General features: G+C 37.1%; 12 protein-coding genes. 5 read left to right on the top strand and 7 right to left on the bottom strand.

Going from position 1 to position 13132, the window contains the following annotated elements; all coding sequences use genetic code 11:
* The first annotated feature begins 40 nt into the window (after nucleotides 1-40).
* Nucleotides 41-1102, top strand: a complete 1062-nt coding sequence (locus tag I215_RS04945; RefSeq protein WP_008990861.1) for an NAD(P)/FAD-dependent oxidoreductase — start codon at nucleotides 41-43, stop codon at nucleotides 1100-1102.
* Here I215_RS04945 and I215_RS04950 read toward each other — a convergent pair.
* Nucleotides 1083-1475, bottom strand: a complete 393-nt coding sequence (locus tag I215_RS04950) for a DUF983 domain-containing protein (protein WP_008990862.1) — start codon at nucleotides 1473-1475, stop codon at nucleotides 1083-1085. The two genes, I215_RS04945 and I215_RS04950, sit on opposite strands and share 20 nt — an antisense overlap.
* 64 nt (nucleotides 1476-1539) lie before the next feature.
* Between I215_RS04950 and I215_RS04955 the strand changes: the two genes are divergently transcribed.
* Nucleotides 1540-3462 (top strand): ABC-F family ATP-binding cassette domain-containing protein, encoded by a 1923-nt coding sequence (locus I215_RS04955; protein ID WP_008990863.1) that lies wholly within the window; start codon nucleotides 1540-1542, stop codon nucleotides 3460-3462.
* A 251-nt stretch (nucleotides 3463-3713) separates the two neighbouring features.
* Here I215_RS04955 and I215_RS04960 read toward each other — a convergent pair whose 3' ends face one another.
* Nucleotides 3714-4478: an XRE family transcriptional regulator gene (locus tag I215_RS04960; RefSeq protein ID WP_008990864.1), complete on the bottom strand. Its 765-nt coding sequence runs from the start codon at nucleotides 4476-4478 to the stop codon at nucleotides 3714-3716.
* Nucleotides 4479-4695: 217 nt separating this feature from the next.
* Between I215_RS04960 and I215_RS15665 the strand changes: the two genes are divergently transcribed.
* The gene (locus I215_RS15665) at nucleotides 4696-5391 is read left to right on the top strand and encodes a TIGR03915 family putative DNA repair protein (RefSeq protein WP_162131555.1); all 696 of its coding nucleotides are present in this window, start codon (nucleotides 4696-4698) and stop codon (nucleotides 5389-5391) included.
* Nucleotides 5392-5485: 94 nt separating this feature from the next.
* On the opposite strand, the gene I215_RS04970 is transcribed toward I215_RS15665, so the two are convergent.
* Complete coding sequence (locus I215_RS04970; RefSeq protein ID WP_008990866.1) at nucleotides 5486-6265, bottom strand: zinc ribbon domain-containing protein; 780 nt, start codon at nucleotides 6263-6265, stop codon at nucleotides 5486-5488.
* A gap of 5 nt (nucleotides 6266-6270) precedes the next feature.
* The gene (locus tag I215_RS04975) at nucleotides 6271-7365 is read right to left on the bottom strand and encodes a Nif3-like dinuclear metal center hexameric protein (protein ID WP_008990867.1); all 1095 of its coding nucleotides are present in this window, start codon (nucleotides 7363-7365) and stop codon (nucleotides 6271-6273) included.
* A gap of 45 nt (nucleotides 7366-7410) precedes the next feature.
* Here I215_RS04975 and lpxK point away from each other — a divergent pair, with 45 nt between their 5' ends.
* Complete coding sequence (gene lpxK, locus I215_RS04980; RefSeq protein WP_008990868.1) at nucleotides 7411-8409, top strand: tetraacyldisaccharide 4'-kinase; 999 nt, start codon at nucleotides 7411-7413, stop codon at nucleotides 8407-8409.
* 19 nt (nucleotides 8410-8428) lie between these two features.
* Here the strand turns inward: lpxK and I215_RS04985 are convergent, their stop codons facing one another.
* From I215_RS04985 to lipA, 3 genes are read right to left on the bottom strand one after another with little or no spacing between them, the layout of a single operon-like run.
* Nucleotides 8429-10627, bottom strand: a complete 2199-nt coding sequence (locus I215_RS04985; protein ID WP_008990869.1) for a tetratricopeptide repeat-containing hybrid sensor histidine kinase/response regulator — start codon at nucleotides 10625-10627, stop codon at nucleotides 8429-8431.
* Nucleotides 10628-10655: 28 nt separating this feature from the next.
* Nucleotides 10656-11657: a type I glyceraldehyde-3-phosphate dehydrogenase gene (gene gap / locus I215_RS04990; protein ID WP_008990870.1), complete on the bottom strand. Its 1002-nt coding sequence runs from the start codon at nucleotides 11655-11657 to the stop codon at nucleotides 10656-10658.
* Nucleotides 11658-11691: 34 nt separating this feature from the next.
* Nucleotides 11692-12570, bottom strand: a complete 879-nt coding sequence (gene lipA, locus I215_RS04995; RefSeq protein ID WP_040459869.1) for a lipoyl synthase — start codon at nucleotides 12568-12570, stop codon at nucleotides 11692-11694.
* 267 nt (nucleotides 12571-12837) lie between these two features.
* Here lipA and I215_RS16110 point away from each other — a divergent pair, with 267 nt between their 5' ends.
* Nucleotides 12838-13005: a hypothetical protein gene (locus I215_RS16110; RefSeq protein WP_156800200.1), complete on the top strand. Its 168-nt coding sequence runs from the start codon at nucleotides 12838-12840 to the stop codon at nucleotides 13003-13005.
* Nucleotides 13006-13132 lie beyond the last annotated feature (127 nt).

The following is a 13132-nucleotide window of genomic DNA, read 5'->3' on the forward strand; positions in this document are numbered from 1 at the left end:
CGGACGTGGTTTGTATTTTGTAAAGTTTTAAATTTGCAAAATGATAGATTTTATAGTTGTTGGTTCTGGACTTGGAGGTATCGCCTTCTGTGAACAATTGGTGAGTAATAATCAATCCTTTATGGTGTTTGATGATAATTCTCAGCAGTCTTCGAATATTGCTGCTGGGATGTATAATCCCGTTATCTTTAAACGGTATACCTCGGTTTGGAAGGCGCAAGAACAACTTGATATGCTTCATCCATTTTACCGCACCCTGGAAGATAAGTTGTTAGTTAAACTCGATTACCCTCAATCCATCTACAGACGTTTCTTTTCTGTAGAGGAGCAAAACTCTTGGTTCGAGGCTGCAGATAAGCCTTATCTACAGCCTTTTCTCTCTACGACCTTGGTCAAGGATAGTATCGAAGGAATCGTGTCGGATTTCGGCTATGGTGAAGTTAAGCAGGGCGGTTGGATTCATACCAATCTACTACAACAGCGATATTTAAATTATCTTGGTGCTTCTGGGAAATTGAAAGAAGAACGTTTTGATTATTCTCAGCTTAGTATTGGAGAAGATATGGTGGAGTATAAAGGGCTGCAGGCTAGGTATATTGTCTTTTGTGAAGGCTTTGGGTTGCATTCCAATCCATTTTTTAATTATTTGCCATTAGTTGGGACAAAGGGCGAGGTTCTTGAAGTTGAAATTCCAGGTTTAGAAATCGACATGATTATTAAAGCAGCGGTATTTTTGCTGCCACTTGGTGAGCAAAAGTATAAGGTAGGAGCTACCTATAAGTGGAAGGATAAAACCAATGTGCCTACCGAGGCATCAAGAATTGAATTGGAACAAAAATTAAGCTCCTTTTTAAAGCGCCCCTATAAGGTTCTCAAACATCTTGCGGGTGTACGTCCTACTGTAACGGATCGACATCCACTAATAGGTAAACATCCAGAACACAATAGGCTCTTTTTATTAAATGGATTAGGAAGTAGGGGAGTGATGTTAGCCCCTTATCTATCCATGTTGCTATATGATTATATCACCCAAGAAATACCGCTTGATCGTGAAATTGATATAGAACGGTTCCTTAAGAAGTTTAAGCTTCGCTCTTGTTAGTGGCCGATGGATTGTATTTTACAAACAGGTTAATCCATATATTTCTGGATACCCTCATGATAACGGGCATAAAAGCAACTAACGTTCCGATAATAGCATAAAAGGAGGTTTTTAAGGTGGTACCAATAAATAAATAAGAGATCACGAATGCTGCTACAGCAAATGCAATTCCAACACCATAACTTACATACATAGCTCCATAAAAGAAAGAAGGTTCTATTTGAAATTTGAATCCGCATGCCGAACAATGTTCGTGCATTTTTAAAGTTTCAGAGGGATTATACGCATTCTTAGTCCTATACATCTTCCCTTCATTACATTTTGGACAAGTTCCTGTTAAAATGCTGTATATTTTGCTTCCTTTTTTTAACATTTGCAAAAATTTTTTACAAAGATACTATTTTAGGTGTTATTTGTAAAGTTTTAAATTCATTACTATGCTTAACATTCATCAGCTTTCAGTTTCCTTTGGTGGAGAATATTTGTTTGAAGATATTTCATTTCGGTTAAACCCTGGAGACCGAGTTGGACTTATCGGAAAAAACGGTGCGGGGAAATCCACTATGCTTAAAATGCTGGCCAAAGAAATGCAGCCTGATGGAGGTGTGATTTCTTCAGATAAAAATATTCGGATTGGATTTTTAAAGCAAGATATTGACTTCGTTTTAGGAAATACAGTTCTTCAGGAAGCTTATCAGGCTTTCCAAGAAATCATTTCATTGGAATTGCAGTTGGATTCCATTAATACCCAACTCGCTGAGCGAACGGACTATGAGAGTGAATCTTACAGTCAATTGATTGTGGATCTGAGCGATTTGACTCATCGATATGAGATTTTAGGGGGGTACAATTATCAAGGGAAGACAGAACGTATTCTACAGGGTCTTGGTTTTAAGCGTTCCGATTTTGACAAGCTAACAGACACCTTCTCTGGAGGATGGAGAATGCGTATTGAGCTCGCTAAGTTATTACTTCAGGATAATGATGTGCTGTTGCTCGATGAGCCGACCAATCACTTGGATATTGAATCGATCATTTGGTTAGAAGAATTTCTGAAATCTTATTCTGGAGCTGTTGTAATCGTTTCTCACGATAAGATGTTTTTGGACAACGTGACCAATAGAACTATTGAGATTTCTCTAGGTAGAGCATATGACTATAACAAACCTTATTCTCAGTATTTGGAATTACGAGCTGAAATCAGAGCGCTACAACTAAACGCACAAAAGAATCAGGAAAAGCAAATACAACAAACCGAGAAGCTGATTGAAAAATTTAGAGCCAAAGCCTCAAAGGCTTCTATGGCACAATCCCTGATCAAGAAATTAGACAAGGTTGATCGAATTGAGGTCGATGATGAAGATACTGCGGTGATGAACGTGCGGTTCCCTGTTTCTGTAAATCCAGGGAGAGTTGTGATTGAGGCTGAGAATGTTGCTAAGAGTTACGGAAAAAAGGAGATCCTTAAAGATATTGACCTGTCAGTAGAACGCAGTTCTAAAATTGCTTTTGTTGGTCAAAACGGTCAGGGTAAAACTACTTTGGCAAAGATCATTGTAGGTGAGTTGGATTATAAGGGACACTTAAAGTTGGGACATAATGTTCAACTTGGGTATTTCGCGCAAAACCAGGCAGAGTATCTCGATGGTGAAAAGACCATATTAGATACCATGTTGGATGAGGCTACTGATTCCAACAGGGTAAAGGTTAGAGATATGCTAGGTTCCTTCCTCTTTAGAGGCGATCAGGTGGATAAGAAGGTAAAGGTTTTATCAGGAGGGGAGCGAAACCGTTTAGCGCTCTGTAAGATGCTTCTACATCCTTTTAACGTCCTTGTGATGGATGAGCCTACGAATCACTTGGATATTAAATCTAAAAATGTCTTAAAGGAAGCGCTTAAGAACTTTGAAGGGACGTTGATCTTAGTTTCTCACGATAGGGATTTTCTGCAAGGGCTCACTGACAGGGTATATGAATTTAGAGATGGTAAGCTAAAGGAATATTTAGGTGATATTGATTTTTATCTTGAAGAGCGTAAAGCCGATGACTTTAGAGCAATCGAAAAAAAGTCAGAGGTCAATGAAAAAACTGTAGTTGAAAAAAAGCCACAAAAACAATTGAGCTTCGAGGAGCAAAAAGAGCTCAAAGGACTGAAGAATAAAATAAGCAAAATTGAAAGTGAAATATCAACTCTTGAGATGGAGCTTGCGTCATTGGAAAAAGAACTGGCTAAAAGCCATTCGGAATTGGATTCCGAATCAGAATTTTTTGAGAAGTATAACCGTAAAAAACAGCATTTAGAAAAGCAAACAGAACTGTGGTATGAATTAACTGAAGATCTACAAAACAAGACAAACTAAGCATTTGGTCGAATAAATAGGTATTTGATGGATGATTTTAAGAAATAAGAACCTATATTTGTGTAACTGGAATAAGTAAATTTTGAATTCCACATCAAAATTGTCTCGAATTTTAGTTAGTTTGTTTGATTGAATTAGAGAGTGCCTTTTGAGGCACTCTTTGTGATTTATGGACGCTGGTTTTATAAATTTATCACCCCTTTCTAAGTGATAAATCTTCTGATAACAAGGTAGTTTAGGTAAGTTATAACCTACTTCTTTAGTTGATTAATCTCATTTTTTAGAGCAGCTATAGATTGTTGTATTTGTCCTAAAGTTGCATTTTCTGAGTTGTTGTCAATTTCAAAACTCAACTTGCTATGTACTTCCCATATTTCTTGAATTAAATGAGTGTCGATGGTAAGAGGGGGATATTCTGGATTTAATGAAATTAGGGATAGCTTATCCTTCTCCATATGTTTTTGTACCTTTTTCACAAGAACGCTATCCGACATCACCACTACACAAATGCTGTGGTTGGTCAAATAATCTAGTTGTTCTACAGCCTTCCCTAAAACCCATTCTTTTGGATGAAGACTTGGAAGCATACTATCTCCCTGGACTTGAAAACCTCTATATGTAGCATTTCTAAATTCTGGTAAGGGTATTTGAAACGCTGGTAGTGATTCATACCAATCTAAATCTTGAATATTGGAAGGGTAACCTGCTGCTGCTTTTACATTTACAAGGACCATGCTATCGTTGTTCTCAGTATCGACAGTTAGAACTTTGGGCGCAGTGTTTACTTTTAGCTCTAAGATCTTTTGTTCGCTCTTTCCAAATAGCCAAAGAGGGTTGATGTTGAATTGATCCATAAGTTCGACTACGATATTACCAGAAATTTTTGATTTGCCCCTTTCAATATCAGCAGTTGAATTTTTGATTCCCAGCAAGGAAGCAAAGCTCTGTTGGGTATGAGAATGAGACTCTCTTATTTCTTTAAATCGAATTATTTCAATGGGAAGTTCGTTTTTCATGCTGTTCAATTACAGTGAATTCAAGGTAAATATAAAAATTTTTTGGAAACTTTCCTTTTTATTGGAAAATTTCCATATATTTGAATCGTTAAGTACATTAGTTAATGCAAAACTTTGTAAAGATATGAAATTCGGAGGGTTGAAAGTTGGAAATTTTCCAAAAACTGTAAAAAGAACTTTTTTAGCCTGCTTTACAAAGCTTAATAAAAAAGCAGATATGAAAACAATATTAATTTACGATGGAAGTTTTGCAGGGTTTCTAACTGCAGTATATCAGGTATTTGATCAGAACTTAAAAGATGTTTGTGTAGTCAAACCAAGGCACTATACTCCAGATATGTTTGCGGAAGGGAAAATAGTGCAGACTTCAAACTTAAAGGCTAAGAAGGTATGGCATTCCTTACAATTAAAAATCTCTAAGACCGCTGCTAACGAACTTTATAAGGTTTTCTTGAGCGAGATTAAAGGAACTGAAGATGCGCTTTTGCGCTATATTGTTCACGCTTATTCCGCAGAAACCTTTAGCCATACTGATCATTCAAATATTTATGTTCTTCGAGTACATCAAGTTTCAAAAATGGTTGATCGCGAATTACAACGCATTAAGGATACCATGGTTCTTGATGAATCTAAACATGATATTGGGGTAGGCGTTGTACATTCTAATTTTGATGTGTTGCCTTTACTCGGGAAATATTTTAGTCGAGTTTATAAGGATAAGAAATGGGTGGTGTACGATAAGAAAAGAAATTATGGGCTTTATTACAATCTGACAAAGATTACCCAAATTGAGTTAGATCAATTGCAACATGTGCAAGAATTAAACTCTTTGGATCTTGGTAATTCAGATACACCTATACATATGAAATCTCAAAGCGTATTATACAATAATAGGATTGGCGCAAATTGCTAATTCCTCTCTTGGTTTCGTTGGCTTTTTATCACGTAAAAAAGTCTTACAATAATTGTTGTAAGACTTTTTTATTTTTTTATGGTGATTGCTTGACTTAGATAGCAGCAAACATATCTTCCATTCTTTGTTTTTCTTCCTCAGCAAGTGCTGGATCTACAAGTATTCTACCACTGTGCTCGTCAGTGATGATTTTTTTGCGAGATGCAATTTCCATTTGAACCTGTGGTGGAATTGTGAAGAATGAACCTCCAGATGCACCACGCTCAATTGGAACGATGGCTAATCCGTTTTTTACATTCGCTCGAATTCTCTTGTATGCCGATAGAAGTCTAGCTTCGATAAGGTTTTCGTATTCTAAACTCTTGTCGATCAAGGCCTTTTCCTCTTTCTCTGTTTCTTTTAAGATATCATCTAGTTCACCTTTTTTGTGTTTTAGATGATTTTCGCGTTCAGATAGACGTTCTTTGGTTTGAGCGATTACTTCTTTTTTCTGCTCGATCTGAACCTTAAATTCTTTAATGTGCTTCTCAGCCAATTCGATTTCGAGTTCTTGGAACTCAACCTCTTTTGTTAGGGAATTAAATTCTCGGTTATTTCTAACATTCTTCTGCTGGTCGCCGTATTTTTTAATTAAAGATTTCGCTTCTTCAATAAGGTTTTTTTTGTTAGAAATCTCCTCTGTAATCTCTACAAGATTGCCATTGTGTTTTTCTAATCGGGTTTTTAATCCCTCAACCTCATCTTCCAAATCCTCCACTTCTAAAGGTAATTCTCCACGAACATTTCGAATCTCATCTATGCGAGAATCAATCAATTGCAAGTCGTATAAGGTTCTTAATTTCTCTTCAACTGTTACTTCGGTCTTTTTTGCCATATTCTTTATAAATACTTGACGGGGTTTGTATTACAAACTGATAAAACGATTGCAAAATTAGTGAATTTTTTCGTAAGAAAGTCAACTAAAAGATTTTTTGTGTATTGTTCGGTTTCATAATGGCCAATATCAGCTATAACTAGTTTATTTTCTGCTTTATAAAACTCGTGATATTTAATATCTGCGGTGATGTACAGATCCGCGCCCGATGCTATTGCACTGTTAATAGCAAAGGCGCCACTACCACCTAAAACAGCTACTTTTTTTATTTCTTTCTCCAATAATTTTGAATGGCGTATAACACCAACGTTCATTCGTTGTTTTACAATTTTTAAGAACTCTTCAGCTTTTTGGGCCTCTTGAAGTTCACCCACCATTCCTATTCCTATGTGTTGGTTGTGGTTCTCTAATGTCATTATTTCATAGGCAATCTCCTCATAGGGATGTTCCTTCTTTAATATGGATAATACTTTATTCTCTAAATGTTTTGGGAAGGTAATGTTAATTTGAATTTCTGTCCCATAGTGCGTTTCTCCTTTTTGGCCTACAACAGGATTGGATTTGTCATTTGGTTTAAAACTGCCAGTACCCTCTATACTAAAACTACAATTGTCATAATTACCAATGGATCCACCACCAACTTCAAATAATGCTTTGCGTAATGCTTCGGCATATTTATAGGGGACATAGGTGATAAGTTTTTTGATTGTTGATTTTTGCGGGATGAGGACCTCTCTGTTTTCTAGCCCTAGCACTTCGCATATTTTAGCGTTTACCCCGACAAAGCTATTGTCTAATGCTGTGTGCATGGTATAAATAGCAATATTGTTTTGAATGGCCTTAATAACAACCCGCTCAACGTAATTCTTTCCTGTGATTTTCTTTAGACCACTAAAAATAATAGGATGGAAGCTCACAATAAGATTACAATTCTTTTCAATGGCTTCATCAACTACACTCTCAAGAGTGTCTAAAGTAACTAAAACCCCAGTGACCTTAGTTGATTGATCACCAATGAGCAGACCCACATTGTCGAAGTCTTCAGCATAATCAAGGGGTGCTATGGTTTCAATAGTAGAAATTACATCTTTAATTCGCATCGATACATTTTTTTTCAAAGATAAATTAATCTAATTTCGCAACTTATGCAAAGATTGAGAAAATTACTTTTACCTTTTTCATGGCTCTATGGGGTTGTTGTCTTCATTCGTAATGTATATTACGATTGGCAAATCTTTGCTTCTAAGAGGTTTGATATTCCAGTTATTTGTATTGGTAATTTAAGTGTGGGAGGGACTGGTAAGACACCTATGACTGAATACATTGCTCAATTATTAGCTGACTCTTACAAAACGGCTATTTTATCAAGAGGTTATAAACGAGCCACTCAAGGTTTTGTATTGGCTGATGAAAATGCAACTGTTCGAAGTCTAGGGGATGAGCCATTTCAATATCATTGTAAATTACCTAATGTTACAGTTGCTGTTGATGAGAATCGAAGAAATGGTATTGAGCAGCTAAAAACTACCCAAGGAATTGAGGTTGTATTACTTGATGACGGATTTCAGCATCGAAAGGTAAAAGCGAGCTTTAATGTGCTCTTAACCATGTATGGAGATTTGTATACTGATGATCTCTTGCTCCCAGCTGGCAATCTTAGAGATACTAAATCCCAGGCCAAACGTGCTGATATTATAGTGGTCACCAAGTGTCCTTCGGATTTAACCCATCAGCAGATGATCAAAACACAAAGACGACTGCAACTATCCCCTAAAGATCAATTATATTTTAGTACTATTGAGTACCACTCAAAAGTTATTGGACACAAAGATGACAGGGAATTGAGTGATCTAAAATCTATGCCATTTACGCTGGTTACAGGAATTGCTAAGCCAGCACCCTTACTTAATTATTTAAATGCTCAAGGTCTAAACTTTAAACATCTTGAGTATTCGGATCATCACAATTTTACCCCAAAAGAAATTGCTGAGCTTAAAGCTCATGAGCTAATTCTTACTACCGAAAAGGATTTTACACGTCTCTCTGAACATCTAGATCATCTATATTACTTGCCAATTAGAGTTAGGATTCTTAATGATGAAAACCAGTTTAATAACGCAATATTAAAAGCCGCATCGAGTTGATTTAACTTAAGTGGCAGGCTTATTGAACATGTTCGCTTTTCGATTTTAGGATCGAATTTCCAATGGTCTGGTAGAATAAATCTGGCTTAAATGGTTTAGTGATTATGTTATTACACCCTGAGGCGAAAAAGTCATCGGTACTGTCATCTAATGATAGTGCGGTTAAGGCAATGATAGGGATTGTAGTATTGAATTTACGGATTTCTTCAGTTGTAATTAATCCACTGATGCCGGGCATATGAATATCCATTAGAATTAGATCATATGTATTCTCTTTGGCAAGCTTTATGGCCTCGTAGCCATTGTCGGCCACATGGCAGCTAATTCCTTTTTTACCTAACATCTTTTTGGTAATTACTTGGTTTATTTTATTGTCTTCCACTACCAAAAGATGCAAGCCGTTCAAAGAGGCTTCTTCTAACTCTTCTGTTTTTTCTTCTTCTATGGTGGTGGGATCTGGAATGTCAAAATTTAAATCAAAGTAGAAAGAGCTTCCCATTCCTACCTCGCTTTTTAAGTGGATTTCACTATTAAATAAACTAAGTAAGCTCTTTACAATTGTCAGTCCTAATCCTGTACCACCGTATTTGCGGTTAATCTGTATGGATCCTTGAGCAAAACTCTCAAAGATGTTTAGCTGCATCTCTTCTGAAATCCCGATTCCTTCATCATTGACTTCAAAATGTACCTTACAACTCTGATGATCTAAATACACTAGCTCAGTACGGACAATGACTTTTCCGTTCTCTGTAAACTTTAAAGCATTCCCCACAAGGTTGATCAAAATTTGCGATAACTTAAGTGAGTCACCAACAAGTTTGCTTGGGATTTGATCATCCAATTCTAAAACAATGGTATTCTTGTTTTCATGAGCGGTTTGTCGCAATGAATTAGCTACGTCATTTAAAGCCTTAGGCAAATCAAAAACTAATTTTTCAGCCAATAGCTTGTTGGCATCTATTTTATTTATTTGAAGTATGTCGTTGATGAAATCTAACAGGTATTCCCCAGAGAATTTTAAAGATTTTAGATGTTCCTTTTGACTTTCTTTTGGATTCTCCTCTAATAATAAATGTGTAAGGCCTGTAACTGCATATAAGGGCGTTCTTAATTCATGGCTTACAGTGGAAAGGAATTCACCCTTAGCTCTCATAGCCTTTTCAGCCTCTTCTTTGGCAACTTGAAGTTCTCTGTTTTTCTTTACAAGAAGATCGTTTGTTTTAAACTTAATCTGGTTATTTCTATATAGCGAAATAGTTAGAAGCGAAATAATGATCAGTAATGCTGAGCTTAAAACAGAAGTGAGCTTTGAAATATTCACCTTCTGTTGTTGCTTTATTTCATCCTGGCTCATTCGAGCAATCACATTGTTTAGAAATTCTGATTCACTTGCTGATGCGACTTCGTTTTGTTGTTGTAGTGCTTTAGGGTTGAAATATTTCAGTTGGATACTATCGGCTTTTTTATAGTATAGTAAAGCCTTTTTGTAATCCTGTTCATGTTGAGCAATTTCATATTTGAGTCGGTTGGTGTCAAGGAGGATTCTAGGGAACCCGTAGCGAGCAGAAATTCTCAGGGCGTTATCCAATAATATTTGAGCACTCTCGTAATTTTCTTCTTCAAAATAGATCGTGGCGAGAACCAGTTGGTAAATCGCTAACAAATATTTTTCCTCATATGAATTTATTGGAGGAATCATCCTTTGTAGCACCTTTTTGGCTTTATCATACATTTTTAATTTATGATAAGTCATCCCAATATAAAGCTCCATGACACTGGTGACATCTGGATTGTTATGGTCTGCTGCACCTAGGGCTTTGCGCACGTGTTGCATCGCTTGAAAGTCATTTCCTAAAGATGCTTGAAGGTAGGCTTCAATGGCTGAAGAAATAGCCTGGCCATTGGGGTATTTGTACATGCGTAACACCTCACGAGCCTCATTGAGGTATATTTCAGGATTTACAGGCCTTGTAAATTGTATGTTTAAGCGGGCATATAGATTGTAAAAATCAATAATAGCTTCTATGTTATTGGTGCTATTGGCTAATTTGATACCCTTCTCTAGGCCTAGTACCGCCTTTCCGTAATCTCCAGTGTTTTTATAATGATGGATACTGGTCTTTAGGCTGATCAAGCTATCTTTTAATGTAATAGGCTCCTGAGCCTCCAATACAGTGGGAGGAAATATAAGCAGGAGAATGATCAACACGTAGCGCATATATAGCGATGCTTTAGCGTAAATATAGCTATTTCTTATGAATGTGCTGAATTAAATCGATTAAGCGATTACTATATCCGTACTCGTTGTCATACCAGCCAATTATCTTCACCATTTTCCCAATAACTGAGGTCATTTGCGAGTCAAAAGTACATGAAAAAGGATTGTCGATTATGTCAATGGAGACGATTGGATCTTCGGTATAATCTAGTATGCCTTTTAAATGAGTTTCAGAGGCGTTTTTAAAGGCTTGATTAATCTGATCTATACTGGTTTCTGTTTTGACATTAAAGGTGATATCCGTTAGAGAACCATCAGGAACTGGAACTCGAATGCCGCAACCTCCTATGCTGTTTGATAGTTCTGGAAAAATACTGGTGAGCGCTTTTGCTGCACCGGTGGTAGTAGGGACGATAGACTGACCAGCTGCTCTTGATCTTCTTAGATCGCGATGTGGTTGATCGTGTAAACTCTGGTCAGTTGTATAGGAATGTACCGTGGTTATATATGCTTGTTCAACGCCGCAAAGATCATTGATGACCTTAATCATAGGGGCTGCATTATTAGTGGTGCAAGATGCGTTGGATATGATCTTTTCTGTGCCATCAAGAATATGGTCATTTACCCCTAGTACGACCATCTTTATTTTATCATCTGCTGGAGGGACAGATAGAATTACCTTTTTAGCCCCGTTTTTTAGATGTTGCTCAAGCTCGGAACTTGTTTTAAATTTTCCCGTGGATTCAATTACTACATCTACATCAAACCTTTTCCAATCAAGCTGTTCTATGTTTGTCACCTGGGTAAGTGGGTAGGAGGTTTCACTTATCTCAATAGTCCCTGGGCTATAACTCACCTTATCTTTTAATACTCCGTGAATGCTATCATATTTAACTAAATGACTTAGTGTTTTTGAGTCCGCTAAATCATTAATAGCAACCACCTTTATTTCAGGGTGGTTAAGTAGAAGTCTGAACAATGTACGTCCTATTCTTCCGAAACCGTTGATACCAACCTTAATTTTTTTCAAGATATGAACTTTTACCTAACTTTTGTAATTTCAATTATTTGATATGTTTGTGAGCTTTGTATGAGGAACGTACCAAAGCACCACTTTCTACATGCCTAAATCCTAAGCTCAATCCAATTTCTTCATATTTTTTAAACTGATCAGGAGTGATAAATTGACGAACAGGAAGGTGTTTTTTAGAAGGCTGTAAATACTGTCCAATAGTTACCACATCCACCGATGCCTCTCTTAGGTCTTCAAGTGTCTCGATCACCTCTTCTTCTTTCTCACCCAAGCCTAACATGATTCCTGATTTGGTTCTATTGATCCCCTGATCCTTTAAGTATTTTAAGACTCCTAGACTTCGGTCGTATTTAGCTTGAATACGAACTTCTCTGGTTAGTCTGCGCACGGTTTCCATATTATGAGAAACTACCTCCGGAGATACTTCAACGATCCTGTCAATATTTCTTTCGACTCCTTGAAAATCCGGTATAAGTGTTTCAAGGGTGGTAGTTGGATTCATTCTTCTAATTGCATTTACGGTTTCTGCCCACATGATAGATCCCATATCCTTAAGGTCATCTCTGTCTACCGAAGTGATCACGGCATGTTTAATGCTCATCAATTTAATGGAACGTGCTACCTTTTCAGGTTCTTCCCAATCCAGGGTGTCTGGTCTACCTGTTTTCACACCACAAAATCCACAGGAACGTGTACATACGTTTCCGAGAATCATAAATGTTGCAGTTCCTTCGCCCCAACATTCACCCATATTCGGGCAACTTCCTGAGGTGCAAATAGTGTGTAAGTTATATTTATCCACGAGCCCTCTGAGCTCGGTGTATTTCTTTCCAGTCGGCAATTTTACCCTAAGCCACTTTGGCTTGGGAGTTCTTGGCGGAGCTATGCTGCTGACAGTTTCTTTACTCATAATCCCATTTTATGAGTACAAAGATACTAAAGTTCCTATGGAAAACATGACTAAAGAGTGCTAAGATACCATATAGAAAATCCGATTAAAAATAGAATCCCCATCCAGCTAAGTATATGCATTGTTCTACTTGGTCGCCATTTCTCAGGCATGTGTTTAGAGCTAACTAGAATATAATTTACAATGGCATAAAAGGGAGCGGTGACAAAGGAAAGTATTGTTGCAATAGTTACAAGGGGTACCATTTCTGATAAAAGGAATAGTAGCATGCAAATAGTTCCTGTGATTAGCAGTATCAGCCAACTAATTGTATTGTATTTACTTTTGGTTCCAAATAACAGAGAAGTGGCAGAGGCCATTGCTCTAGGTGATGCGTCCAATGTTGTAAGAGTAGTGCTAAACATGGCTGCGAATGCTGCTATGGCAATAATGTAATAGGCTGATGGTCCTAACGTGCTGGTGTAAATATCTATGAATTGAAAGGCGAATTGTGTGGCCCCATTTTGGAGTTCTTCACCTGGTTGATATAAAATTAAGGCTCCTAAACCAATGTCGTTTAGTT

Source organism: Galbibacter marinus (assembly GCF_000300875.1).
Taxonomy (GTDB): domain Bacteria; phylum Bacteroidota; class Bacteroidia; order Flavobacteriales; family Flavobacteriaceae; genus Galbibacter; species Galbibacter marinus.

Excerpts from the sequence above, each read along its gene's own strand:
- I215_RS04945 (WP_008990861.1), top strand. The coding sequence starts at position 41 with ATGATAGATTTTATAGTTGTTGGTTCTGGACTTGGAGGTATCGCCTTC.
- I215_RS04950 (WP_008990862.1), bottom strand. The coding sequence starts at position 1,475 with ATGTTAAAAAAAGGAAGCAAAATATACAGCATTTTAACAGGAACTTGT.
- I215_RS04955 (WP_008990863.1), top strand. The coding sequence starts at position 1,540 with ATGCTTAACATTCATCAGCTTTCAGTTTCCTTTGGTGGAGAATATTTG.
- I215_RS04960 (WP_008990864.1), bottom strand. The coding sequence starts at position 4,478 with ATGAAAAACGAACTTCCCATTGAAATAATTCGATTTAAAGAAATAAGA.
- I215_RS15665 (WP_162131555.1), top strand. The coding sequence starts at position 4,696 with ATGAAAACAATATTAATTTACGATGGAAGTTTTGCAGGGTTTCTAACT.
- I215_RS04970 (WP_008990866.1), bottom strand. The coding sequence starts at position 6,265 with ATGGCAAAAAAGACCGAAGTAACAGTTGAAGAGAAATTAAGAACCTTA.
- I215_RS04975 (WP_008990867.1), bottom strand. The coding sequence starts at position 7,365 with ATGCGAATTAAAGATGTAATTTCTACTATTGAAACCATAGCACCCCTT.
- lpxK (WP_008990868.1), top strand. The coding sequence starts at position 7,411 with ATGCAAAGATTGAGAAAATTACTTTTACCTTTTTCATGGCTCTATGGG.
- I215_RS04985 (WP_008990869.1), bottom strand. The coding sequence starts at position 10,627 with ATGCGCTACGTGTTGATCATTCTCCTGCTTATATTTCCTCCCACTGTA.
- lipA (WP_040459869.1), bottom strand. The coding sequence starts at position 12,570 with ATGAGTAAAGAAACTGTCAGCAGCATAGCTCCGCCAAGAACTCCCAAG.
- I215_RS16110 (WP_156800200.1), top strand. The coding sequence starts at position 12,838 with ATGCAAATAGTTCCTGTGATTAGCAGTATCAGCCAACTAATTGTATTG.